21 protein-coding genes and 2 pseudogenes are annotated in these 23,904 nt (G+C 48.7%); 7 read left to right on the top strand and 16 right to left on the bottom strand.

Going from position 1 to position 23,904, the window contains the following annotated elements:
- Positions 1–51 precede the first annotated feature (51 nt).
- The 4 genes and pseudogenes from DFP95_RS04270 to DFP95_RS04255 form a co-directional block, all read left to right on the top strand.
- A complete protein-coding gene (locus tag DFP95_RS04270; protein ID WP_245987323.1) occupies positions 52–1,416 on the top strand; it encodes an ABC transporter substrate-binding protein in 1,365 nt (454 codons plus the stop codon).
- 15 nt (positions 1,417–1,431) lie between these two features.
- A complete protein-coding gene (locus tag DFP95_RS04265; protein ID WP_115991282.1) occupies positions 1,432–2,202 on the top strand; it encodes a glycerophosphodiester phosphodiesterase family protein in 771 nt (256 codons plus the stop codon).
- 162 nt (positions 2,203–2,364) lie between these two features.
- On the top strand, positions 2,365–2,901 hold the full coding sequence (locus DFP95_RS04260; protein WP_115991281.1) for a hypothetical protein: 537 nt from the start codon (positions 2,365–2,367) through the stop codon (positions 2,899–2,901).
- 57 nt (positions 2,902–2,958) lie between these two features.
- Positions 2,959–3,150: pseudogene (locus DFP95_RS04255) on the top strand (helix-hairpin-helix domain-containing protein); the annotation flags it as partial.
- 64 nt (positions 3,151–3,214) lie between these two features.
- On the opposite strand, the gene DFP95_RS04250 reads toward DFP95_RS04255, so the two are convergent.
- Entirely contained in the window at positions 3,215–3,826 is a 612-nt protein-coding gene (locus DFP95_RS04250; protein WP_115991280.1) for a CGNR zinc finger domain-containing protein, read from the bottom strand.
- Positions 3,827–3,944: 118 nt separating this feature from the next.
- On the opposite strand from DFP95_RS04250, the gene DFP95_RS04245 reads away from it, so the two are divergent.
- Positions 3,945–4,418 carry a hypothetical protein gene (locus tag DFP95_RS04245; RefSeq protein ID WP_115991279.1) on the top strand — a complete coding sequence of 158 codons (474 nt, stop codon included), beginning with the start codon at positions 3,945–3,947 and terminating at the stop codon, positions 4,416–4,418.
- A 70-nt stretch (positions 4,419–4,488) separates the two neighbouring features.
- Here the strand turns inward: DFP95_RS04245 and DFP95_RS04240 are convergent, their stop codons facing one another.
- The 7 genes and pseudogenes from DFP95_RS04240 to DFP95_RS04210 all read right to left on the bottom strand — a co-directional run bounded on the left by DFP95_RS04240 (position 4,489) and on the right by DFP95_RS04210 (position 11,728).
- On the bottom strand, positions 4,489–5,103 hold the full coding sequence (locus DFP95_RS04240; RefSeq protein WP_115991278.1) for a hypothetical protein: 615 nt from the start codon (positions 5,101–5,103) through the stop codon (positions 4,489–4,491).
- Positions 5,104–5,278: 175 nt separating this feature from the next.
- Positions 5,279–6,484, bottom strand: a complete 1,206-nt coding sequence (locus DFP95_RS04235; RefSeq protein WP_115991373.1) for a chromate transporter — start codon at positions 6,482–6,484, stop codon at positions 5,279–5,281.
- Positions 6,485–6,563: 79 nt separating this feature from the next.
- Positions 6,564–7,298 carry a class I SAM-dependent DNA methyltransferase gene (locus DFP95_RS04230; RefSeq protein WP_425453227.1) on the bottom strand — a complete coding sequence of 245 codons (735 nt, stop codon included), beginning with the start codon at positions 7,296–7,298 and terminating at the stop codon, positions 6,564–6,566.
- Between the two features lie 253 nt (positions 7,299–7,551).
- On the bottom strand, positions 7,552–8,556 hold the full coding sequence (locus DFP95_RS04225; RefSeq protein ID WP_181907243.1) for a FecCD family ABC transporter permease: 1,005 nt from the start codon (positions 8,554–8,556) through the stop codon (positions 7,552–7,554).
- Positions 8,556–9,565, bottom strand: a pseudogene (locus tag DFP95_RS04220) (FecCD family ABC transporter permease). Before DFP95_RS04220 ends, DFP95_RS04225 begins: the two are co-directional and overlap by 1 nt.
- Before the next feature lie 105 nt (positions 9,566–9,670).
- Positions 9,671–10,648 carry an iron-hydroxamate ABC transporter substrate-binding protein gene (locus tag DFP95_RS04215; RefSeq protein ID WP_115991276.1) on the bottom strand — a complete coding sequence of 326 codons (978 nt, stop codon included), beginning with the start codon at positions 10,646–10,648 and terminating at the stop codon, positions 9,671–9,673.
- Between the two features lie 546 nt (positions 10,649–11,194).
- A complete protein-coding gene (locus DFP95_RS04210) occupies positions 11,195–11,728 on the bottom strand; it encodes a DUF1572 family protein (protein ID WP_115991275.1) in 534 nt (177 codons plus the stop codon).
- 175 nt (positions 11,729–11,903) lie between these two features.
- Here DFP95_RS04210 and DFP95_RS04205 point away from each other — a divergent pair, with 175 nt between their 5' ends.
- A complete protein-coding gene (locus tag DFP95_RS04205) occupies positions 11,904–12,782 on the top strand; it encodes an aminoglycoside phosphotransferase family protein (RefSeq protein WP_115991274.1) in 879 nt (292 codons plus the stop codon).
- A gap of 91 nt (positions 12,783–12,873) precedes the next feature.
- Here the strand turns inward: DFP95_RS04205 and DFP95_RS04200 are convergent, their stop codons facing one another.
- The 7 genes from DFP95_RS04200 to DFP95_RS04170 all read right to left on the bottom strand — a co-directional run bounded on the left by DFP95_RS04200 (position 12,874) and on the right by DFP95_RS04170 (position 21,373).
- Complete coding sequence (locus DFP95_RS04200; protein WP_115991273.1) at positions 12,874–14,367, bottom strand: ABC transporter substrate-binding protein; 1,494 nt, start codon at positions 14,365–14,367, stop codon at positions 12,874–12,876.
- A 67-nt stretch (positions 14,368–14,434) separates the two neighbouring features.
- Positions 14,435–15,328, bottom strand: a complete 894-nt coding sequence (locus DFP95_RS04195; protein WP_245987321.1) for a carbohydrate ABC transporter permease — start codon at positions 15,326–15,328, stop codon at positions 14,435–14,437.
- A 2-nt stretch (positions 15,329–15,330) separates the two neighbouring features.
- A complete protein-coding gene (locus tag DFP95_RS04190; RefSeq protein WP_245987319.1) occupies positions 15,331–16,290 on the bottom strand; it encodes an ABC transporter permease in 960 nt (319 codons plus the stop codon).
- Between the two features lie 4 nt (positions 16,291–16,294).
- Complete coding sequence (locus DFP95_RS04185; RefSeq protein WP_115991271.1) at positions 16,295–17,581, bottom strand: Gfo/Idh/MocA family protein; 1,287 nt, start codon at positions 17,579–17,581, stop codon at positions 16,295–16,297.
- An 18-nt stretch (positions 17,582–17,599) separates the two neighbouring features.
- Positions 17,600–18,721: a DUF4832 domain-containing protein gene (locus tag DFP95_RS04180; RefSeq protein ID WP_115991270.1), complete on the bottom strand. Its 1,122-nt coding sequence runs from the start codon at positions 18,719–18,721 to the stop codon at positions 17,600–17,602.
- Entirely contained in the window at positions 18,718–20,025 is a 1,308-nt protein-coding gene (locus tag DFP95_RS04175; RefSeq protein ID WP_115991269.1) for a hypothetical protein, read from the bottom strand. The genes DFP95_RS04180 and DFP95_RS04175 overlap by 4 nt, the downstream gene beginning before the upstream one ends.
- 19 nt (positions 20,026–20,044) lie before the next feature.
- Complete coding sequence (locus DFP95_RS04170) at positions 20,045–21,373, bottom strand: DUF4832 domain-containing protein (RefSeq protein WP_115991268.1); 1,329 nt, start codon at positions 21,371–21,373, stop codon at positions 20,045–20,047.
- 471 nt (positions 21,374–21,844) lie between these two features.
- Here DFP95_RS04170 and DFP95_RS04165 point away from each other — a divergent pair, with 471 nt between their 5' ends.
- Positions 21,845–22,870: a LacI family DNA-binding transcriptional regulator gene (locus tag DFP95_RS04165; RefSeq protein WP_115991370.1), complete on the top strand. Its 1,026-nt coding sequence runs from the start codon at positions 21,845–21,847 to the stop codon at positions 22,868–22,870.
- Between the two features lie 16 nt (positions 22,871–22,886).
- Here the strand turns inward: DFP95_RS04165 and DFP95_RS04160 are convergent, their stop codons facing one another.
- Entirely contained in the window at positions 22,887–23,894 is a 1,008-nt protein-coding gene (locus DFP95_RS04160) for an aldo/keto reductase (RefSeq protein ID WP_115991267.1), read from the bottom strand.
- Between the last annotated feature and the right edge of the window lie 10 nt (positions 23,895–23,904).

The following is a 23,904-nucleotide window of genomic DNA, read 5'->3' as shown; positions in this document are numbered from 1 at the left end:
TCCCTTTCAGATAAATATAAAAACAAACAAAACCGTGGAGGGAAACTGTATATGAAACGCATGACAAACATGAAAAGCTCGTTGGGTCTGATCCTAATCACGGCCATGATGGTACTCATTCTTGCGGCTTGCGGAAATAGCGCTAACGATAATTCAGGCAATAACGCGGCCGCAAGCTCGACGCCGCCCGCTTCCGAGTCGGCATCCGCTCCGGCATCGTCCGAACCGGCCTCTACCGAGAAAACGACCATCCAGTTCTGGCATTCCCTTAGCGGGAAGAACGCTGAATACATGGATGCGCTGCTCAAGCGCTTCAACGATTCCCATCCGAATATCGAAGTCGTCGGCACTTTCCAAGGCACTTACGACGAGACTGTCACTAAGCTGCAGCAGTCGATCGCGTCGAATACCGGACCCGACGTCACCATGCTTGAACGCGCTTATGTCGAAATGTTCGCCGATGCCGACGCGTTGGAGGATATGAATCCGATGCTGACGGCCTCCGGGATGAGCCAGGACGATTTTATCCCCGGCCTTATGGGACACTCCGTCTTCAACGACAAGCTGCTCGCGCTTCCGCTGAACCGGTCTACTCCTATTCTCCACGTGAACAAGACGCTTCTCGACGCCAAAGGAATTGCTATTCCGACGAACTGGGACGAAATGAAGAAGGCTGCCAACGCGCTAGTCGTGAAATCCGGCAATGAAGTGACGCAATACGGCCTGACTATGCCTTATGACACTTGGTACCCGATCGCGATGATCACTCAGGATGGCGGCAAGTTCTTCAGCGACGACAAAAAGACCATCGACTTCTTCGACAACGGCATCGGAGAGGACGTATTCGGATATCTGAAGGATCTGCAGAAATCCGGAGCCCTCTTCTATCCTCCGACTCAAGATTCCGGTACGGTCGCTAACCAATTGTTCACCAGCGGCAAAGTCGCCATGATGTTCCAATCGACGGGCAGCATCGGCGGTCTGGCCAGCGAAGTCGATTTCGACTACGTAACGGCCTTCCTGCCTCAGAACAAGCAATACGCGAACCCAACGGGCGGCGGTAACGTTGCGATGCTGGCTTCGTCCAAAAACAAAGAAGCCGCGTGGGAGTTCATCCGTTGGTTGGAAACCGATCCTCAAGGCAGCTTGGCTTTCATTCTGCAATCCGGCTATCTTCCGTTCACGAAAGCGATGTCCGAATCGAAAGAGATCCAAGATCTATGGGCGAAGGAACCGAACCGCAAAGTCGCTTTCGATCAGCTCCAATATGCCGTAGATACGAACAAATCCGTCGTATGGCCGGAAGTCATGAACGAATTCAACTCGGCGATCCAAGCCATTATGTACGACAGCAAAGACATTAAATCGACGTTGGCTACATTCAAAAAAGAAGCCGAGCGTATTCTCGGCCAGTAAGAAGGGATGAGCGGTATGATCGAAACTCTGGCTCTAGGCTCAGCCGTCATCGTCGCCGGGCATCGCGGTTATAAATCCGAATACCCCGAGAATACGATTCTCGCGTTCGAGAAAGCGTTGGAGCTAGGCGTCGACATGATCGAATTCGACCTTCGCCTGTCCAAGGACGGTTTCGTCGTCATTATTCACGACGAAACCGTCAATCGCACGACGAACGGAACCGGCGAGGTAAGCAGCTTCTCGCTAGCGGAGCTCAAGCAATTGGACGCCGGCGGTTGGTTCAACGAACGGTTCGCAGGGCTACCGATCCCGACATTGGAGGAATTGTGCGAGTTACTCGAGCGATATCCCCACGTTCTCCTGAATGTGGAGATCAAGCCTAGCATCCATTCCGAAGAAGTCGCCGATAAGGCCGTTGCATTGCTCGAAACCAAGGAATTGCTCGATCGCTGCGTATTTACTAGCTTTGACGCTAATCTTACTGCCTACCTCCATCGCACCTATGGCGTCAGAATGCAGGGTTTTCCCGAGCAAGAAATGCACAATTTCAAGCAAGGACCGGAAGGAACTTACAGCCAGATGTGGGCGATCGGCATCCACATGCCGCTGTTAACGCCGGAAGCTGTAGAACGCTACAAAACTATGGGCTTGCTCCCTTGGTGTTATTGTCCGGACAACGCCGAGCAAGTCGAATACGCGCTTGGATGCGGAGTTACGTTGATGACCTGTAACGATCCCGTGCCTGCGATGCAAGCCGTCAAGCCTCTAAATGAAAGTTTAGCTTAACTTATCGTTTATGGAACATAGTTGTGAGAGAAGCCGCATATTTGCGGCTTTTTTCATGTCTCAACCATCCGACTCGCGGATATTACGTACTCTTTGAAGTATTTTTGATAAACTAATAGAATAAAATACAAGACTCATATAGAAGGCTTGGTGGGAGGAATTATGATCTTATTCAAACGATTCGGAATTGCCGCGGTGATTTGGATGATCGTATTTCTCGTTTTCTCAACGAACGCTAGCTTTGCAACCTCATGCGTCTATTTTGAACCGAATCAATTACTTAAAAGAAGCGATTTGATCTTTGTAGGAACATTCACCGAAACATCGTCTAAGAACGTCGGCACTTTGAATCCGAAACGCTGGGCAACGTTTGAAGTTCAATCCGTATTCAAGGGCGAAGTCAATAATAAGATATCGATCGTAACTGCCGTTGGCTCCGAATTCGTTAAAGGAACCGATTACCTCGTTTATGCTTACAAGACGACGAAGGAGAATTATCTATCTCAATATGAAGAAGGAGAATACGCAACGGATACGGTATGCGGAGGAACTAAAGAACTATCGCTTGCGAGTGAAGACCTAAAGCAATTTTCGAAAGAAACACAAGTGGGCGCTTTCCTGATAGCGTTCATTTCTTTAGTCATGATTACGTCTATCTGTATCTTGATCCGAAGACGTTTCGACAATAAAATCAAGTAAGATGATTCTTGATAAGAGGAGCTATTTAACATGACGACTTCGAAGAAAAATACCGACCCTGAAAGCGGGTTTCTATCCGTACTCTCTGCACCGGCCAGACGCGCATTGGAGAATAACGGCATAACGACCTTGCAACAGCTATCCGCCTACAGCGAAGTAGAAATCTTACGATTCCACGGCATGGGACCGGGTTCTATCCCTAAGCTTAGGGTTGCTTTGCAAACAGGTGGATTAGCTTTCAAAAGTTAAGACTGTTTTATATCCCATTAACAAAAATTGAACAGCATCATTTGAGCGAAGTGACCGATTAAGGTCACTTTTCTTTTTGGTAAAATCGTCGTGCTTTGGCACGATTGCCGCAATCGGACATTGAACACCAGCGTCGGCTCCGGTTCCGGCTCGTATCGAAGAACAACCATCCGCAAGGGTCTCCCTCGCATTGTTTAACTCGTTCCAAGTCGTTATTGGAAATGAGTAAATCTACGGCCGATTGCAAAATCGGAGGAAGCATAATGCCCAAGTTATTCTCGGTTTGCTTGAACTTCAAAGTGTAATGATCCTTCTCATGGATTATTTGCAAAGTTTGATAGAAGTGGCTCACAGACGCATTGAAAAGTTCCAGGTCTGGCTGGTGCGGAGATATATCTTTGGAAATGGACTTGAAGATTCGATACATGACTTCTCTCATTTCAATCGCCTGCTTCAGAACATCTCCCGCTTCGGACGGTTTCTCCTCCGCTTCTAAAAGAAGCGCTTTTGCTTGTTGTCCGGTCAAGACTTCGGCATGGATGCACCAATCGACCCATTTGGCGTAACTCGTAAACCATTCCCGCCTTTTATCGGCACTTTCCCGCCAGCTGACGGTATTGATGAAGTCCATACACAAACGTTCTCCGACCATCATATAAGGGTTCGTTTCCGACATCATCAAAACTCCTTTACTATAACCATCATAATGCATATTGAAAGTTAGATACAAGTCAGTCAAACTATAACCGTCTAAAGTAATTTTGGTGGTTAATGAAAATTTAGGAGGTACTGAGATGGACAACCCGATGTTGGTAGCTGTTAGAACCTTGTTGAAGGAAACATTTGATGGGCCCGAAGAAAACGCAAGCTGGTACACGGAAGCGAAGCCTGGTAGCGGTTTATTCGGGACGCTTGATAAAATATCGGCAGAAGATGCTTCAATATCCGTCAACGGTACGACAATCGCCGCGCAAACGGATCATGCCCGCTATTACTTGTGGGTTGCGAATTCCGACTTAAATGAAGAAGAACCCAGTAAGGATTGGAAAGCATCCTGGAAAATCACAAATGTTGATACAATTACGTGGGCACAATTTAATGACGAGCTTCAACAAGAATACGCAACGCTACTTAAAAAGATCGATTCACTCGACTCCTTAGATGAGCGGACATCGACTGTTCTGTTGGGAACGATCGCTCACTCCGCCTACCATCTCGGTTCGATACGACAGATGATCAAGGCGATCAAAGCCCTAAGCCAAACATAAGCATGAATAAAGCTCCAAGGAATCATTCCTTGGAGCTTTATCTTGTAGAGAAACCAATGATCGTTACGAATTACTTTAAGACATATTGGCCACCGACGTAATTGTTATTTAAATGTTTTTTCATCAGTCCATTAGAAATCATAAGAGCTTGCTCCCGAGTCGTCGCCGGCCCGGCAAACATCAAACCGTCTTTCCCACTCCAGCCTCTTCCTGGCGGCCTGCCTGTCGTAACCTCGTCTTCTCTCATTCTCTGAAATGTTACAGAGCTGAAATCGGAATTCGCGAATAAAACACCGTAGCTATAGGCTCTTGGCATGACCCCGCCTGAACTTGTATTTTCTAAATAAATGTACGAGACCACCCCGAATCCTTCCGGAGTGAAGCGGACGGTAGTTTCCCTGCTTTCTAGCGGAACGGGATTCGAATCATGCTCGAACGTAATGGTGCCCTTGAAGGTTCTTATGCCTTTCAAGCTTCTAGACCATGTTCCTTTAATGGTAAGAGTTTCGGGTTGAAGAACTTCGCTATTATCAGGTCCTAGCTGGTAATTAACGCCTTTGATCGTCACGTCGATCGAACGACCATACGTATAGAAGCCCATGTAACCAAGGGTTAGGACAATAATCAGGACCAGCAACGAAATGGTAATAATCTTAAGCGGCTTCTTTGAATTAGTGACTAACAATCCTTCTTCACTCTCCTCATCGATACCGTTCTTTTCTCTCCTAAACCAACTTCATTTTACCTTATTATTCAAAAATATCCATCCCTAGACATACAATAGACTACCGAAAATCTCGGTAGCCTCCTTTCCTTCTGCAACCGCCGCATTTGCCGGAACGCTCGCATGCAGTTGTATCTCATAGATAGCTTATTAATACCCCGCCTAACACACCGGAAAGAACCACAAGCCACGAAGGTGAATTCCAGTAAGCAAGCATGACAAAAAGGATGCATGCTAAAACGAAGTCTTCCGGCGCGAGAATGGAACTTGTCCAGATCGGATGATAGAGCGCCGATAATAAAATACCCACCACGGCAGCGTTAATACCGTGGAGTGCACCTTGTATTTTCGGGCTTCGCCTAAGGGATGTCCAGAATGGCAAAGCTCCCATAACCAGAAGAAAAGCCGGCAGGAATATGGCTACCGTTGCAACCGCCGCGCCCAGCCAACCGTTCATCACCGCTCCGATATAAGCCGCGAATGTAAACAAAGGACCAGGTACTGCTTGAGTTGCACCGTAACCGGTTAGGAAGTCTTCGCTCGAAATCCACCCGCCGGATACGACTTCTCTTTCAAGTAGAGGGAGAACGACGTGCCCTCCGCCAAACACGAGAGATCCCGACCTGTAGAAACTATCAAACATCGCAATCCAATGCGAGGATGATACTTCCCTCAACAGAGGGAGCAATAATAATAAGCCAAAAAATATGATTAAGCATATTACCGCAAATGATCGTTTTATAGGTACATGTATCTCCGGTAATTGATCAACCGTTTTATTTTTGTACAGGAAAAAACCTATTATAGCGGCTAAGAAAATGATCAATACTTGACTGAGCGAAGTTTGCCACAATAAAGTTATGGTTGTCGCCGCTAACGCTATTGTTGCCCGATTGCGATCCGTAATGAGTTTTTTGCCCATTCCCCATACGGCATGAGCAACGATTGCTACCGCTACGATCTTTAGTCCGTGAATCCATCCGGCGCTTCCCATATCAAAGCCCCGAGCCAATAAGGCGAAGAAAATCAAAACCAGAACGGAAGGCAAGGTAAACCCGATCCATGCGGCGATCCCTCCGAATACGCCCGCCCGCATGACTCCTATTCCGATACCCACTTGACTGCTAGCCGGCCCGGGCAAAAATTGACAGAGCGCGACTAAGTCCGTGTAGCTTCGTTCATCCAACCAATTTCTGCGTTTTACGTACTCATTATGAAAATAACCTAGATGGGCTATCGGCCCGCCGAACGAGGTTAAACCCAGTGAAGTCGAAACAAAAAGTACTTCCAATACGGACTTGAACTTGCTCGTTCCCGTATCCGGATCGTTTAAGGGTTCCATATGCACAGATTCCAATTCTCCTTTATGTATGTAAGACTGCAATAATGCTTAATCATATCATCTCTGTTTTAACTCAGTGTTAAGATTTCGAACAGGAAAATAACAAGAACAAAGGAATACGCATTCGTCTCAAGTATTCTTCATTATCCGAAAAATACTGTTTATCGGGCATGGGCTCGCGTAAGCTATTGATTACAAAGCCAGCATTTTGAAGTGTTAAGAAATAATTTTCAATCGTTCGATGGAACTTTACAACTTGCTCTCCAATCCATGGTTCTGTGCGTTTCCCACTATGAAAGTAGTCATCAACTATCCAATTATATCTTCTTCCACTGCTCGTCATGCTCTCAAAAGAAGAAGTGAGTAATGGATGTTGAACGCTGAACACCAGTTTCCCATTTAATTTTAGCGTTTGAAAGATATTGTGCGCTAGTTTATTGAAATCTTCGATATAGTGAATCGCTAACTGCGAAACAACGATGTCAAAATTCTCCTGGGGATATGAATAGTCTTCCATGGTCGTCAATTCCATCTTAGCCTCAGGGGAAATTAAATTTTCTAGTGCTTTGAGGTACATATTTTTTGAACCTTCAACGCCGTGATAAGATTTGATTCCATGATTTATAAGTTCGATTCCAAGTGAGCCATCTCCACAACCTAAATCTAATATGGCCTTATCAGATACGTCGCCAAGCAATTCTAATATTACTGGCTTCTCAATAAGAGTGTTTGGACTTTCGTCTCTGTGTCTTCTTCTCATATATTGATTGAAAAACTCTTGATTATCATACGCCTTCGGACCAATATACTCCACCTTATATTCTCCTCCCAGCTATTAACGCCTCAAACATATTACAACAAATCCCAAATTCCTTCAATGAATTAGTCATTTTATCGAACACGTGTATAGGCATCCTGTTGTCGGATTGAATCTTATCCTTATTAGCAATAATATTTACGAAAACAGCGTAAAAATAAAGAGCAACGGAAGTTACCCACCGTGCTCTTAATTCGACTATCTTATACGGTTGTGCATACTACGGTTTCTCTTCACAGTGCCTTCACGACTACTTCTTCAACAACAGAAACAGAAAGTAAGGTCCGCCGATGAGCGCGACCATAATGCCCGCGGGAATGCCGACCGGCTCAATGAAATTGTGCCCGATGGTATCGGCGAACAAGAGCAGCCACCCGCCCATTAATACGGCGAGAGGGACAAAATATTGATGGCGGCGTCCTACGATCGACTTGGCTATATGGGGAGCCATCAAGCCGACGAACGCGATGCCCCCGGTGACGGATACCGCCGCAGCTGCAAGAGCAACGGCTGCCCCGAGCAGCAACAGCCTATCCCGGTTGATGGAGACGCCCGCCCCGACGGCAATCGATTCGTCCATCGCCAGCAGATTGAGGGTGTGCGACTTATACAGCGTATACGGAAAAAGGATCACAAGCCATGGCAGCAGCGCGTATACGAACGGCCAATCCACTCCCCAGATATTCCCCGCGAGCCACTTCGCGATAAAATCGAACTTCCTTAAATCGGTCGAGGAGATCAGAACGATCATCAAGCCGGACAGCGCAAGCGCGAACCCGACTCCGACGAGCACGAGCTTAACGGGTTGCAATCCTGTCGCTTTGGAATAAGAGAATAAGTAGATGAGAACGGCGGTCGCCAAACCTCCCCCGAACGCGACAAGCGGAAGCATATAAGCGAACGTTTTAGGATCAAGCGGGAAATACAGGAAAAAAGCCGAAATAGCCGCACCGGCTCCCGCATTTATGCCGACTATTCCAGGATCGGCCAAATCGTTGCGCGTAATGCCTTGCAGTATCGCGCCGGACAGAGCCAATGCCATGCCGGACAGCAAGGTAACGGCCATGCGGGGCAGACGGATGGAGTACAGCAAGAGATCCTCCTTGGCGGTGCCGTGCCCGAACAGCGTCGAGAGCAGACGATCGAAAGGAAGCGAACCGGAGCCGGTGCCCATTCCGACGACGATCGTCACCGCGATGACGAGAAGCATGGCCACGAGGACGAATACTTGCTTTTGAACTTTAGCGGTCGAGATCATGACGTCAGCTTCACCCCTTTACGTACGACTAACAGGAAGAATGGGAGTCCGATGACCGCGATAATCGCCACGACCGGCGTCTCGAACGGCGCATTGATTGTTCGGCCCAGCGTATCCGCCATCAGCATGAACGTCGCTCCCCATATGGACGACATCGGAATGATCGCGCGATAGTCCGTCCCGAACATCCCTCTTACCATATGAGGGATCATCAACCCTATGAATGCCATGTTGCCGACGAGCGCGACGGCAGCCCCGGCAAGCAAAATAATCACGACGTATAATACGACTTTTATGTAAACAGTCCTTAGACCTAGGCCGACGGCTGCTTCTTCGTTCAAGCTTATAATCGTGAGCGGCCTAGCCAAGGCTACTGCGACAAAAAGGGAACCGACGATGACTGGACTTATGGCTTGGACTTGTCCCAAACTCGTGCCGATAAGCCCCCCGACGTCCACATCGTCACGTCTTTGGACGTCTTGAATAAGAGGCCGATACCATCCGATACGGCATACAGAAAAGCGGACACCGCCGAACCGGCCAAGACGATCCGAAACGGAGACAAGCCCCCTTTCTTCAACGAGCCGATGCCGATAACGAGAAACATACCCGCCGCAGCTCCCATGAAGCAGACAAGCATAATTCCGAAATAATTCAGCACCGGATACAGGGAAACTGCCAGCGCGAGCGATGCGTTCGCTCCGGCGGACAGCCCGAGCAATCCAGGATCCGCGAGCGGATTGCGCGTCAATCCTTGCATAATCGCTCCGCTTACCGCAAGCGCGCCGCCGACAAGCATGGCGGCTACTTCCCGCGGATAACGAATTTCCCGGAGCATCGAGATTTTGTCGTCCCCGCCGCCACGATTAAACACGACAAGCCAGAGCTCGCGCAAGGATACATCCTTAGCGCCGAGCCACATAGCGAGCGAGAACGCGATCGCAAGCACAGCAAAGCTGATTACGATTTTGAATGCCCAAGAATAAGGCTGCCGACTGCCGCTCATGCTGTAATTCCTCCTACAAAGTCATTAACGACGCGAAGAAGACCGAGATAGCCTCCATACTGCTTGAGGCATCTCGGCCTTCTTCAGCCCGCTCTCTATACAACTCTATTTCAGAAAACCTTCTTTAAATACGTTCATCAGATAGTCCAGAGTTAACGGATCGCTGTAAGTGGTTTTTTCCGTGACGATCTCGATGACATGATTGTTTTTGACGGCGGGGATCTTCTTCCACGTATCCGTCTGCATGAAAGAGTTATCCCCCTCGGAGCTTCTGCTTAAAACTAGATAGTCGCCTATATAGTCGCTGAGTACCTCCGGAGATAAGGAATAGTAACCAGGCCCGAGGGCATCCGTTTTGACTTTTTCCGGCATGTTCAGACCCATCGCTTGATACAGCAGCTCGGTACCGCGCGCCCAGTTATTTCCGAACACGTAGAATTCCTTCGAGTCGGTCTCGATGACCGATACCGTCGCGTTCTCGCCGATCTTCGCCTTGATTTCTTGACCGAGCGTTTCCGCCCGTTTCTTGAAATCGTCAATCCACGCTTGCGCATCCTGTTCCTTATTCAGCAGCTTGCCGATTTCGAGCAGTTGAGACAGATAATCCAGCTTTCCCCAGGTGTAAGCTACGGTTGGCGCTATCTCTTGCAGCTTATCGATATTGTTACTGCTTGTGTCCGCAATGATCAGATCCGGTTCCAGCTCGACGATCTTCCCGAGATCGTCGACGGTCACGACCTCCGCCCCTGCCAGTTTCTCCGTGAATAAAGGGTTTGTTATCGTCCAGTCGTCTACGCCGACAATCGTTCCGCCCAGCGCGAGCACATTCTCCGTGTTCGTAAGAGTGACGATGCGCTGCGGGTTGGCTGGCACTTCTATCGGTCCAAGCTCGGATTGATACGTCTTTGTACCTGTCTCAGGTGAAGACTCGGACGGTGACGGTGATAACGCCGGTTCGCTCGCGCTCTGGCTGGAGCTTTGGCTAGCGATTGGCAATGCTTCATTATTCGAGGTACCGTTTCCGCATGCGCTGATGAAGATCGTAGTTAACAAGAAAATAATAGGAAGCATTTTTTTGTTCATTAGTATGTAAAACTCCTCTAATTGATATTAATTATCAATCTCATTTATAAAATAATATATCTATAAATAAATAGGTTGTCAACGAAATGAGGTGGTACGATTTGGTTAAAAGTGAACTCCAAGGTGGAATCAAGTTAATTAGAATGGTAATCATCTTTATTGGAGCTATATGAGCACTTTTCCAATCAAAGTAGGATGAAGAACATCACTATTTATCGTTTTTATTAAGGGAAAAGTACAAAAGAAGGCCAATAGTAATAAATAACATCTTTATCCAGCTTAATTCTTGAACATGACTCATAAATACATTGAAAAACATCGTATTGGAAATCGATAACTCTCACTTCAGGGACGGCAGTATACGTTTGTATCGAACTTATCCGATGAGTCTATTGAGTCCGATAATTTTATACTTTTTAATAGAACAAAAAAGGATGGCGTATGCCACCCTTAAGTCATCAGTTTCTTTCAATAATAAAGTTATGGCTACAAGATTTAGCCATTTCGATTTCCGTGAAGCGCGTCTTTCTGATTCAGGGAGTTGAATTAATGATACTGTCCCGTTATTTGTTCATTCGAATCATTCAGTAATTTGGAGAGCAGCACAATTTGCCCAGCATGATATCCGTAGTGTGCCGCAACCTGAACCAAAAGCCGGCTAATTACTCTCACATCATAGTTTTCATCTTCTGAAGCGTTAACCCGATGCATTCTGTTCCAATCCTTTATGTCATAGCGGATTATGACATCCCTCTTTAAATCCTCCTCGGACAAAACGGATAATATACTTGTCGATTCGGAACGTGTCCTTAAAAGGAGACTATATAAATCATCCTTCGATAAACCACCTTCAGAAGTAAATTCTCGGGTGCGCTCCCGAATGAATGGTTTGTTTCCAATTGCACTTATGAAGTTCTGATACTCGTTTCCTGCTAAATGTAAGCATAGGTTACCAATGCTATTCATGGAATTCTTCAATCTCTTCCATATAAGTTCATCGCTAAGCTGACTTAGACTCTTTTCGATTCGGTCAAGCTGCTTGTTCATGTCTTCCAATACGTTCTTTATTAGTTCAACCAAAAGAACCCCTCCAAAATTGACTTTGATTCAACAATTGCTTGTTCTGACTATAGTACGATTAAAATTTGTTATCCAGTCATTAACTAACAGCCATTAAATAAGACGGTTGTCACCCCATAAAGTTCTATAATACACTATTTCTATCGACTAATTATTTTCGGGAAGCGGTGAGGAAATGATTGAAGTGAATGCCGATCTGGTACGCCGATTAATTGATAGTCAATTCCCCCAGTGGAAGGATTTAGCAATAAAGCCCGTAGACAAAAGCGGACATGATAACCGTACTTTTCGGCTAGGCAGCGATATGACCGTCCGTCTGCCCAGTCATGAACGCTATGCTTCGGCTGTTGAAAAGGAATTATTGTGGCTTCCCGTTTTCAAACCTCTTCTTTCCTTGCCTATTCCGGCTCCCGTTGCCCAAGGCGAGCCAACGGACGAATATCCCCTTCCCTGGTCGATCAACCGATGGATCGAAGGCGACACCGTCACGCATGCCAACATTCGCGATCTCAACGAATTTGCCAACGACCTCGCGGGATTCTTGAAAGAGCTGGAAGCGATCGATGCAAGTCAGGGCATTCCGGCAGGCATCCAAAACTTCCATCGTGGGGGAAACCTGGCCGTTTACGATTACGAGACAAGGTCCGCCATTGAATCTCTTACCGGCCAATTCGATCAAATGCTGTTAACGGAAATATGGGAGCTCTCTCTTGCGACAACATACCAATCGGCTCCGTTATGGTTGCACGGCGACGTCGCGGTAGGCAATTTGCTCGTGAAGAATGGACGGCTATGCGGCGTCATCGACTTCGGCACCATGGGGGTAGGCGATCCATCGAGCGACCTTGTGATGGCATGGAACTTTTTGGACGACGTCAGTCGCGAAATATTCCTTAGCCGCATGAATTTTGATGAGGGTACCGTCAATCGTGGTCGCGGTTGGGCTTTATGGAAAGCACTCATCACCTACGCAGGGAATGAGAATGGCTCGGAAGCCTCTGAATGGGGCAATCAAGTAATCGATGTAATCACCCGCGAATACAAGCTGCGGTGAAGCTCGGAAGTACGGAGGCATACATAGCAAAACAAAGAGCTGCACTAGCCATCGGAGGACAATGGCCGTGCGGCTCTTTGTTTACTTGTGCTTACTTGTTAGCTAGAAATTCGTCCAATTGCCGCTGCACTTCCGCTACGTACTCGTCAATGCCTGCGTCCTTAAGCTTCTGAAGCGCCTTCGGATAACCCGTTTCAAAGTTCACGAATCCGGAGCGGACCGCGGCCATGTCCTTACCCATAACTTCCCTCAGAGCCGTTTCGATGTTTTTCACCTTCTCGTTATTGAACCGGAAGCCCAGAGAGTCGGACCTAACCGCATTCGCGTCCCAACTCTTGTACATGTCGATCGATTCCTGCGAGACTTCCGGAGCGAACAATTGATAGTTCTGATTGCGGAACATCCACTCGTAGAAAAATTCGCTGGCGGTTATCTTCTTGATTCTTCCGTCGACGATCTCGTAATCCTTGCCCTCCACTCCGTATAGCGCGAACAAGTAATTCTCCTTCGACTTGTACAGCCAATTGATGAACTTCATGGCGCCTTCCGGATTGGGAGCGGTAATCGGAATACCTAACACCTCGCCGCCCGTCGACGTAATGTAACGCGGCTTCTCGTCCGCCAGTAGATAGGTTTTGAGAACGGCATTCGGCGCATTCGCCTTGACGGCGTTGGAGATTTCCATTTCCTTACCGAGGGAGCCCTCCACCCATAGATATAAGCCCGTCTGCATCCGCGAGTCCCGCTCGTTATACTTGATCGTCAGATCCTCGGAATATAATCCGGCGTCGTACATGCTCTGGTTGAATTTCGCGACTTCCTGGAACGCTTCGGTTTCGAAATAGCTCTGCGCCTTCCTGCTGTCTTCGCCGTATACGACCAGATCCTCCCCAGCAATCCAGTTATACTGTTCTTTGGCGAAAAAGCGGGTCAGCGGTTTAAAGATCACGTCTGCCGGTCCCTTCATTTCAGGAATTTGCTCGGCGACTTTCGTAGCGAATGTCTTCAGATCCTCCGGCGTTTTCAGATCCGTCATCCCTACTTGCTCCAGAATATCCTGACGGACGGTCACCAATTGAAACATAGCGGAGGAAGGCGCATAAGCGGATGGTATTCCGTGGATTTTCCCGTCGATTACCGCGCCTTGCAGATGCTCCATCGGCAGCACCTTCAGCATATCCTGGCCGTACTCTTGAATCAGTTCGTCTAGCGGCATAGCCTGCTTCTTGTTTACGATGGCGGCAAGGTCCGGCAAGCCGTCCCAATACAGGTCGATCCCCTCGTTCGCGGCTAGCATAATATCCTTCTGTTCCCAATATTGCGCCCACGGCACGAAAATCAAGTCTACCTTCAGGCCGAGGTCAGTCGCCATTTTCTCCGCGAATTCCTTGTCAAGGAACTCCGACATTCGTTCGCTCTCGTCCCCGGGATACAGGATCTTTACGGTTTCCAACTTTTTGGGCGCACCTTCGGACGCCGTCTCCGACGCGCCTCCGTTTTCGGCATTGTTTCCGCTGCAAGCAGCCAGAATCGAGACCGAGATTAGCATCAAGACGAACAAGATAAGCGTTTTGCTTGTCTTCATCGAATACCCTCTCCCTTTTCATTGTTATCGTATATAAGAGCCTCTAGAGGCCAAGTGCCGGAAGCCGTTATTCTTTCAGCGCTCCAGTCATAATCCCTTGAACGAAATGCTTCTGAATGAAAGGGTACAAGAAAATAATCGGGCCGATCGTAATGACCGTTACCGCCATCTTCACGGTTTCCGCCGGCAGCGTGATAGCTCCAGAGGCACCGGACGGTATGCGGCCCGAGCTGATCGCGTTGACGTTCGATAGTATGTTGTATAGATAGTATTGGAGCGGGAATAAGTCCTTTTCGTTGACGAATATAAGAGCGTGCCACCAGTCGTTCCAATATTGAAGGGCGTACATTAAGCCGACCGTAAGCAACGCCGTTTTGCTTAACGGCAACGCCACCCGCCAGAAAATCGTAAAATAATTCGCGCCGTCTATTTCCGCTGCTTCATATAAAGAAGGCGAGATGGAAGCGAAATAGGTACGTAACAAGAACATGTTCCACACGCTGAAGATAGGGGGCAGTATGAGGGCCATCATCGTATTCTTCAATCCGTAATAATTCACGCTCACCATATACCAAGGAATTAGACCAGCCGAGAAAATAATGGTGAAGTTACAGATAAAGGCCAATACGTTGCGGTATTTCAACTTTCGGATCGAGATCGCAAAGGCGATCATACTCGTAATCAGCAAGGCGCCGATCGTACCCGCGGCTGTGATTACTAGGGTAACAACGTAGGATTTGAGGATTCGGGTTCCGCTGTTAACAAAAATATACTCATACGTGTCCAGAGTGAACGATTGAGGCAGGATGGAATAACCGTGTCTAGCGATTTCCCCTTCAGAAGAAAACGATACGCTAAGGGTCAGTATGAGCGGATACAGACAAGCGACGGCAAAGCAGCCGATAAAGAAGTAGGCAAGCGTCGTCACCAGTTTATCGCCGGGCAATCCGTACTTTACCATGATCAGAACAGACCCTCTCCGTCGTTTATTTTCTTCGCCGTTCGATTGGCCAAGGTGACCAGAATTAAACCCATCACGGATTGCAGCAATCCGATCGCGGTCGCATACGAGAAGCCTAGCGTTCGCATGGACTGGTACACATAAGTATCGATAACCGTCACTTCGTCGCTAAGAACCGGGTTGTTGCCGACAATGCCGTAGATCATTCCGAAATCGCCGTAGAAAATCCGTCCCACGCTCATCAACGTCAGGATGATAATGGCCGGCTTCAGCATGGGAACAGTCAGATAGAAGATTCTCTGCAGCTTGTTGGCGCCGTCAACCTTAGCGGACTCATATAAGCTTTCGTCGAAATTCGCCATAGCCGCCAGATAGATGATGGAGCTGTACCCGCTCCACTTCCAGACGCTGGCCATAATGATGATGGCCTTCCAATATTTCGGCTCCGAATACCACCGGATCGGGTCCATCCCGAAGAATTCCAACATCCGGTTCGCGACGCCGACATCCGTCGAGAAGATACCGTAGATGATGGCACCTACGACGACCCAAGAGATGAAGTAAGGAAAAAACATCATGCTCTGCGTCAGCTTCTTAAACGTCACGTTTCGAATCTCGTGCAGCAATATAGCGATAGTGACCGGAACGATTACTCCCAAGATAATGCCGAAGAAGTTAATGAAGAGAGTGTTGTACGTCACCTTCCAACCCATGCTGTTCGTGAAGAAGAATTTGAAGTTGTCCAATCCTACGAATTGGCTGCCGAAGATTCCGTCCACGACGTTGAAATCCGTAAAAGCCATCCATATTCCAGCGAACGGGATATAGCTGAACATAATCATAGGAATCAGCGCAGGTATGCACATCAGGTACAAAATTCTGTGCTTCTTGATCTCGTAAAGGAAGCCCTTCTTGTTTGTATTCACGATAAGCGAACGAGCTTCTTCCACAATCGGCTCCATAACATCACTTCCTTTCCGGCATTGAAAGCGGCTCCTCCAACATGCCCATCCGCAACTCTTCCTTCAATTCATCGATGTCGATCACTCGGCCAGTCACTCTGGCCAATTCCGCCGCATAGGCCATAATGTGGCTCTCTACGGATTTCTCGATAGAGGACCTGCTATTCTGCCCGCCGCTCTCCATCATGCTAAGAAAGTCCGACATCAGACCCGCATCGCCGCCGTTATGACCACCGGTTGCGGCAGCCGGATGAAGAACGGTTTGTTCGCTGCGATCCGTCATATTCGAGGAGAACCTGGTGACTTCGATGACATTCAAGCTGTCGTCTCCTCTGATCTCTCCGTGCTCGCACATAATTTTCAAAGATCGATACATTTTGTTGGTGAATCCGCTCAGGTTAAACGTGACCGTAACCCCGTTCTTGAATTCGATCAAGGTGACTTGATGATCGCACACGTCGTTGTCGCAGCGGTACACGCAACGCCCGTAAGGCCCGGTCTCTAGCGCTTTAAGCAATCCTGCCTCGGACTGATCGGTCGTCAGTACGGTAGCCGGCCACTGACCTCTAATCGGAAGATAAGCTTTTCTCGCGTCGAATCGGCAATCCGCCGCAACCTGACAGTCCAGACAGCGATCGGAGCTCAAGGCTGGTGCGTTCTCTTCCTTGAAGAAGGTCAAGTCGCCGTAAGAAGATATCCTCTTGGATTCGCTGTCGACTAGCCACGCCAGAATGTCCATATCATGGCAGGATTTCTGCATAATAAGCGGGCTTGTCAGGTCGCTTCTGCTCCAATTCCCCCTGACGAAGGAATGCGCCATATGGAAATTTCCGATATTTTCATTGTGCTGGATCGTTATGATTTTACCTAGCTCGCGGCTGTCGATAATTCTCTTGATCTCGGCAAAGAAGCTCGTGTAACGGAGCACGTGGCATACGATCACGCTTCGCCCCTTCTCGCTCGCCTTCCTCTGGATTCGCAGCGTCTCCTCCGGACTCGGGGAGATGGGCTTCTCCAGAAGGATATCGTATCCGACTTCCAGCGCCCCCATCGTCTGCTTATAATGATCTCTGTCCATCGAAGAAATAATGACGGCATCGCAGATTTTACCGATGCTATAGAAGTCGTCCGCTGACCGGAATTGCAACTCCGGAGGAATACCGAACTCGTCCGCCGCAGTCTTTCTCCTAGCGTCATCCGGTTCGACGACAGCCGTGATTTCGGCGCTCCGGCCGGCATACCCGGCATAGATCATTCCTCGTTGTCCCGCACCGATTAAAGCTAATTTCAACTAGGTTCCCTCCAGGCTCTATGATTTGACGTTATCCGATTCTACCGAATTCGATTCGGGAACCTTAGGATCTTCGAGCGGATAATAGCCTTCCGGGTAATACGTCTCCCAGATACGAAGGAGAGGGTCTTCGCCCGGGCTTTCTACCCGTAAGGTGCCTGCCTCGTAATAGCCGCCGTCCTCTTGATCTTGAATATGCAGGCGGATCGGCGATCCGTCCCGTAAGAAGAGTCCCAAGGCGATCGAATAATCCCCCTCCGTCACCTCCGGTATTCTCAAGACCTCGTTATGGACCAGATCTCCCGTCAACCATGCCTGCGAGTCGGCTCTTACGGGGATCACATAGGTGGCATCCTCTCGCTTAAGTCGCAAACGCAACTCGAACTCCCGGTACAATCTAGAGCTACCCGTATTCACGAACCATAAGCGAAGCGGTAAACTGCCCCCGCTCGTTACCGAGGATGAATAGGTCATTCTTCGCAGCTCGAGCCGTCCACCTAGCTCCATACTTATATTCGCGAGACTCGCGTGCCAGCGAAGAGCTTCACGCTCGACGGAGGGACCGCTCGAAGGCTCGGTGACATGAAGGACGACCGGCTTGCTCCTCCAAACGTGATGAAGCTGTTGAGTTGCGAAAGCCTCGCAGCAATCGATCCAGGTCGACTCGCTACAGGTGACGAGCAATCCGAACTCCCTATTACGCTCTCGCAAGTGATGGATTAGAGCGGTATGATGCAGATCGGCGAGAAGCGGAGTAGCTTGGAATGAGTCCATATAAGCGTTCCATTCTTCTTTACTGTCGGACAACGCAACGATGACGATGCCCGCGAGCCGTCCTTCCGAATCGGCGTCGCTACCAACCTTGCGGATGAAAGCCGCAAAGTAACCCGCTGGGTCTTCTTTCGCCCATAGAGGCAAGACTGGCCTGAGAACGAGAACGGGATTGATCGCAGCCGCGATTGCTTCCTTCATTCCTTCCAGCCGATAGGCTCCGCGGCTCGGCTCCCCTTCGTTCCAAGCAACCTCTACGTAAGTGAACCGACCGGCATCGGGATCGCTGAATGGCTGGGCCAGGCGCCGCGGACGAAAGACGGACGTAGAGTATTGCTCGTAGCTTTCCAGCGAGAAGTTACACTTCATGCCGGCCGCCTCCCCGCCAGATGGCTATCTACCGTTTCCAGGAATTTTTCTATATCCGAGGTCGATATATAAGGCATGTCGCCTATTCGGTCAACTTCTTCCTTCAGTACGACCATGCTCATCGTATTAAATCGCGCGCCGCTCTTCATATAGTTCAGGACCGCTTTCTGCAGGGTAGTTTCCTGACGGCTGCTTGAAGACGGCTCGGCATTCCGGTCCCCGAACACTTCTTGGCGGAGCATGCCGTCCCCTTCCCTAATCGGATAATTGTAGAATTGCCTCTGAACCTTAACGATATTGCTTTTCTCCGGATCCAGAATCAAGGAGAGCCTTGAATCGTAAAGCCAGCTCTCGCTCCAGAAGCCTCTTATAGCCAGTTCCGGGAAATAGCGCTCATAGAATGCGATAGCCATAGCCATTGATGTCTTGATTCTCTCGGGTGTATATCCTGGCCCGGAAGGGATATGAAGCGCCAGCATCATATCCCCTTTATGAAGCGCCGGATCCCATTCCCTCTTCTCTAGCGTTATGAGATCCCGCTCGACGAATCCCATCGGATTAATCCGGTTAGCCGTAATCGCGCCGTCATCTTCCCTCCATTCCGAACGGAATGTCCCTTCGGAATCGTAAACGCCGTTAATCCCGTTCACTTGCCCGTCGCTACGGAATTCCTCATCCGCATGCATGAGCGCAACGACCTCTCGTGAATCCTGATGCCTATATAATGTAAACGAGTCTTCAAAACGATGCGGGATAAAATAGAAGCGGTCGAGCAAAAAGATAGAGCAAGTATAGAAATTCATGACCCAAGGAAAATCGTGAACGTTAAAATCGCTTTTGCCGATTATTTTCTCGAATTGCCCCTTCAAGAACTGGTGCGGAATCCCTTCGTAATAAGCGATGGGAACGCCGCGCTCCTCCAACATGCTTAAGCTAGGACGGATACAAGCCAGAAGGAGTATAAATGAATACCTATCTCGCAACTCCTTCATGCATCCTGGCTTCATATCCTTATAGAAGTCGTCATCGCAACGGTTACGTGCCGTGCACATGTCCGCCGTCAGGAACTTGGTAAATGAAAACAGTACGGAATCGTTCTCGATGGCTTCAATGCCTTGATCGATCAATAGGCGCGCGTGCTCGGGAACTTGATGTCGTTCATACAGCCCCGACAGGAATTCACGGGGAATCAATAGGGCTCGGTCGTCCGGCACGTAGTTCTTGTACTTACGCTCCAGCCCTTCCGGCAAATAATCGAAATCGCAATAAGCCATGCAAGCATGAAAATCGATCGTCGTTCCCATAGAACCGTTATCCCCTCTCTTATCCAAGCCGTACTATGCCCATCTGGTAATAGCCGTCCTTATTTCCATCGATCGCAAGACGGAGCGTTCCGATCTCCTCCACGCCGGTCTCGATCCCGATCTCCAGCGTGTATTCGCCCACCGGCAAGTCGACGGGAATGGCGAAGCTTTCCTCCCACAGAATATCTCTGTCCGGCATCCATTCCCTCGGGTCCTCCTTGCTGGTGAAAACATGCGTAAGTTCATTTCTCGTAAGGCGAACGATAAGCGGATAGCGATTGTATAACGGGGCTACGCCAACATTTGCCCAGAGAGCCCTGATGCTAAGCTCCCCGCCGGCTTCCACCGCCGAATCGTACGTCAATTTTCGCAACTCGAAACGGTACCCCATTTTCTTTAGCCATTGCTCGACTTTGCCCTTCCAAGGCTCCGGTACAATCGTTCCTTTGTTATTAAAGGAGGAAATATGCCATTTCAGAGATTCTTCGATGATGTAATCGAGATCCCAGCCCTGAACGAACCAATCGTTCATATGCCAGCATGCCTCGAATACGACCGGCGCTTTCTCCCATGCATCGCCCATTTGGAAGTTTTGAATATTTTGCGGGTAGAAATCCGTCATATGAGACCATCTCTCTCCATGAAACCCGCCCATATCTCCTAGACAATCCACTCTGAAGCCGACTTTGCCTTTCCGGTCCTTGATGATCTTCATGGATACCGGGTCATGCAGAAGCGCTTGGAGCGGCGTGATCTTAAACCCGTCCAGATAAGCGTCCACAATTCGTTTGATGGCTTCCTTCCTCATAAATTCGGTTCCGCCGCCTTCTCCCCATGCGCCTACGATGGTTAAATCGACGGAGCTAATTACGGGATGACCGTCGAATCTCTTGGCGAAGGCTCCGATAAAGTCTGCCCAGTGCGCGGCGTACGGCGTCGTGATCGGATCTACCCTCCAGAAGGGAAATTCCGGCTTCTCCGGATAATCCGCGCGGAACCATTCCGGAATGTCGTCCTCCGGGCTTAAGGCATACGGAGAGCAACGGACGATCGCGCTACAGCCGTGGGATTTGGCAAGCCGCAACTTCTCTTCGACGACTTCCCATCGGTAGACGCCCTTCGCGGTTTCGAGGTCCTTCCACTTCATGCTGAAGAAATAGACTTTGCTGTCGGGATGATTGAAGGTAACGCTTTCATCGGAGAATTTGTATTGATTCTGACGTGCGCCAAGATTATCGTAGACGGCCTCCGGATCGTTCATCAGCCCTGGCGCTGCCGTAAAGCCAATGCCCGGGTTGGACAGAAATCCATCGAGAATGGCAGGATATATCGTAACCGGCTTACCCATATTCCACTCGCTCCTCCACACTTGTATTCTCCCTTGCTTTTTGTTACGTAATTTGTTACTTTTGTTTAGTAAACTTTATGAGGTAATTATATCACTAGAGCCCAAACATGCAAGCAATTATTTTACAGTTCTAGCGTGAAATCCACGTATTTCTAAATTATTAAGACATATTAACGTAATGTTTCATTACATTAATATGATCATTTCGAAAGTGCGAAGTCCGATTATAGCGTTTTGCGGAAGAATAAGGCCTTCTCTTTCCTTGATCGCGTAACATTTATGTTACGTATTGATTTTCACCCATTCTTCTCTAACCGACATTTTTCGCGCAACAAAATCAAATTTTTCACGCAACAAATATGAAAAAATGAACTGATAGAACTTATGTAACAGGTTTTTGTTTCGTAAAATGAATACATGCATGGTAATATGTAAGAAGAATGCAAGATGAAAAAGGAGAATCCCTTCGTTATGAGTACGATTCGAGATGTTGCAAATCAGGCCAAAGTATCGACAGCCACCGTATCCAGAGTATTAAACAACGATTCCACCTACAAGATTACGGAAGAGACTCGTGCTCGCGTCTGGCAGGCCGTTATGCAACTAAATTATAAGATCAGTTCAAAAGCCAAGCCCCAGACGTCATCCAAAAAAGAGATTGTACCGGATAAGTCTGCCGTCAAAATTGGATGCGTCTTAAGCGTGACGAAAGATAAATACAACGACCCTTATTTTATGTCCGTCCTATCGGGCTTGGAGGAACGGTTATTCAGCCAAGGATATGATATCGCCTTTATTCGGACGGGGCACGAGTTGGAGGACAAGAAGATTCTGTTCAACACCTTCAGCGAACCGATTACGGGACTTTTCCTTATGGAATCGCTAAACGGCGAAACCTACGAATACATCCGCAATCAAGTCCGCTATATTGTCGGGATCGATACGGATCACTGGGATATTGATAATTTGGGTTACGATCACTATCATTCCGCTTCTATAGCGGTGCAGCATTTAATAGAAAGAGGACATAAGGAGATCGGATTTATTGGAGGAAGCGGAGCAAGGGGGAATATTAAGGACAGCCAACGTTACCGCGGCTATTACGCCACCATGCACGCCGCCGGATTGACGGTTAATCCGGACTGGGTGATCGATTGCATGTGGGATGAAGCGATTTGCATCGAAAGAATTAATAAATTATGCGAGGCCAAGCAACTTCCGACCGCCTTCTTCTCGGCGAGCGATTTGATGGCCATGGCAGCCCTCAGCAGCCTGTATCACAACGGCATCTCCGTGCCGGACGAGGTCGCCGTTATCGGCCTGTCCAATATCGAAATGTCGAAATACTCCAGCCCTCCATTGTCTACTATTGATGTCCCTACTAAGGAGATGGGGATAGCGGCCGTCGATCTTTTGTTTGACCGCATGAATGGGAACACCATGCTCCCTCGCAAGGTTCTGCTGCCGACTCAATTGGTCGTTCGCAGCTCGACGTGAATCAAGAACAGAAGCTTTATTTTGATTTTACAAAACGGTAATTGTTTAATTGCGCATGCGGGCGGTACAACTCTTCCAGAAAATTGATTTCTTCTTCCGATAACTTGAGCGATACGGAGGCGACGGCATCTTGTATATGCTGCTCCTTGGTTGCGCCGACAAGCGGCGCGGCAACGACGGGCTTCGATAGCAACCACGCCAACGCTATTTGGGCCATAGGAAGACCGCGATTTTCAGCCACCTGGGTCAGTCTGTCGATGACCGGCTTATCCATGTCTACATTAATATTGGTTTGCGCCGCATAACTGTCCGTTTTCGCACGTTCGGTAAGCTGTTCAACCTCCCAAGACCGCGATAACCGCCCGCGCGCCAATGGCGACCAGGGCGTGACCCCAATCCCTTCCGACTCGCACAGTGGCAACATTTCCCGTTCTTCCTCCCGATATAGAAGATTATAGTAATTTTGCATGACGATGAACCGATGCCAGCCTTTGGCGCGCTGGATCTCGACCGCTTTCATCAACTGCCAGGCGTACAATGTAGAGGCGCCAAGATAGCGGGCTTTGCCCGACTTTACCACATCGTTAAGGGTATCCAGCGTTTCCTCAAGGGGCGTGTCATAGTCAAAGCGACCGATTTCATATATATCGATATAGTCCGTGCCCAATCTCCTAAGACTATCGTCGATTTCCGTCATAATCGCCTTGCGGGACAGGCCCATGCCATTGGGACCGGGCCTCATGGGAGCGAACACCCGATCCGCGATTACGACATCCTCGCGCCGCGTGAAATCGCGGATCGCGCGGCCCAATATCCGCTCCGTATCGCCATCTGAGTAGTTGTTGGAAACGTCAAAAAAATTGATGCCATTATCCACAGCCAACTTAATGAAGTTACGGCTGCTCTCCTCGTTCAGGGTCCAGGGTCGGTCGTTGATGCCTGTACCGGTATTGCCGTAGCTCATGCAGCCCAGGCAAATTCGCGAAACTTCCAAACCGGTATTTCCCAATCTTGTATACTCCATTACGATGTCC

Origin of the sequence: Cohnella lupini (assembly GCF_003386205.1) — a bacterium.
Taxonomy (GTDB): domain Bacteria; phylum Bacillota; class Bacilli; order Paenibacillales; family Paenibacillaceae; genus Cohnella; species Cohnella lupini.
Note: the sequence above shows the minus strand (reverse complement) of the source record. Positions and strands in the feature narration are given on the sequence as shown.

Excerpts from the sequence above, each read along its gene's own strand:
- DFP95_RS04270 (WP_245987323.1), top strand. The coding sequence starts at position 52 with ATGAAACGCATGACAAACATGAAAAGCTCGTTGGGTCTGATCCTAATC.
- DFP95_RS04265 (WP_115991282.1), top strand. The coding sequence starts at position 1,432 with ATGATCGAAACTCTGGCTCTAGGCTCAGCCGTCATCGTCGCCGGGCAT.
- DFP95_RS04260 (WP_115991281.1), top strand. The coding sequence starts at position 2,365 with ATGATCTTATTCAAACGATTCGGAATTGCCGCGGTGATTTGGATGATC.
- DFP95_RS04250 (WP_115991280.1), bottom strand. The coding sequence starts at position 3,826 with ATGTCGGAAACGAACCCTTATATGATGGTCGGAGAACGTTTGTGTATG.
- DFP95_RS04245 (WP_115991279.1), top strand. The coding sequence starts at position 3,945 with ATGGACAACCCGATGTTGGTAGCTGTTAGAACCTTGTTGAAGGAAACA.
- DFP95_RS04235 (WP_115991373.1), bottom strand. The coding sequence starts at position 6,484 with ATGGAACCCTTAAACGATCCGGATACGGGAACGAGCAAGTTCAAGTCC.
- DFP95_RS04215 (WP_115991276.1), bottom strand. The coding sequence starts at position 10,648 with ATGAACAAAAAAATGCTTCCTATTATTTTCTTGTTAACTACGATCTTC.
- DFP95_RS04205 (WP_115991274.1), top strand. The coding sequence starts at position 11,904 with ATGATTGAAGTGAATGCCGATCTGGTACGCCGATTAATTGATAGTCAA.
- DFP95_RS04200 (WP_115991273.1), bottom strand. The coding sequence starts at position 14,367 with ATGAAGACAAGCAAAACGCTTATCTTGTTCGTCTTGATGCTAATCTCG.
- DFP95_RS04195 (WP_245987321.1), bottom strand. The coding sequence starts at position 15,328 with ATGGTAAAGTACGGATTGCCCGGCGATAAACTGGTGACGACGCTTGCC.
- DFP95_RS04190 (WP_245987319.1), bottom strand. The coding sequence starts at position 16,290 with ATGGAGCCGATTGTGGAAGAAGCTCGTTCGCTTATCGTGAATACAAAC.
- DFP95_RS04180 (WP_115991270.1), bottom strand. The coding sequence starts at position 18,721 with ATGAAGTGTAACTTCTCGCTGGAAAGCTACGAGCAATACTCTACGTCC.
- DFP95_RS04175 (WP_115991269.1), bottom strand. The coding sequence starts at position 20,025 with ATGGGAACGACGATCGATTTTCATGCTTGCATGGCTTATTGCGATTTC.
- DFP95_RS04170 (WP_115991268.1), bottom strand. The coding sequence starts at position 21,373 with ATGGGTAAGCCGGTTACGATATATCCTGCCATTCTCGATGGATTTCTG.
- DFP95_RS04165 (WP_115991370.1), top strand. The coding sequence starts at position 21,845 with ATGAGTACGATTCGAGATGTTGCAAATCAGGCCAAAGTATCGACAGCC.
- DFP95_RS04160 (WP_115991267.1), bottom strand. The coding sequence starts at position 23,894 with ATGGAGTATACAAGATTGGGAAATACCGGTTTGGAAGTTTCGCGAATT.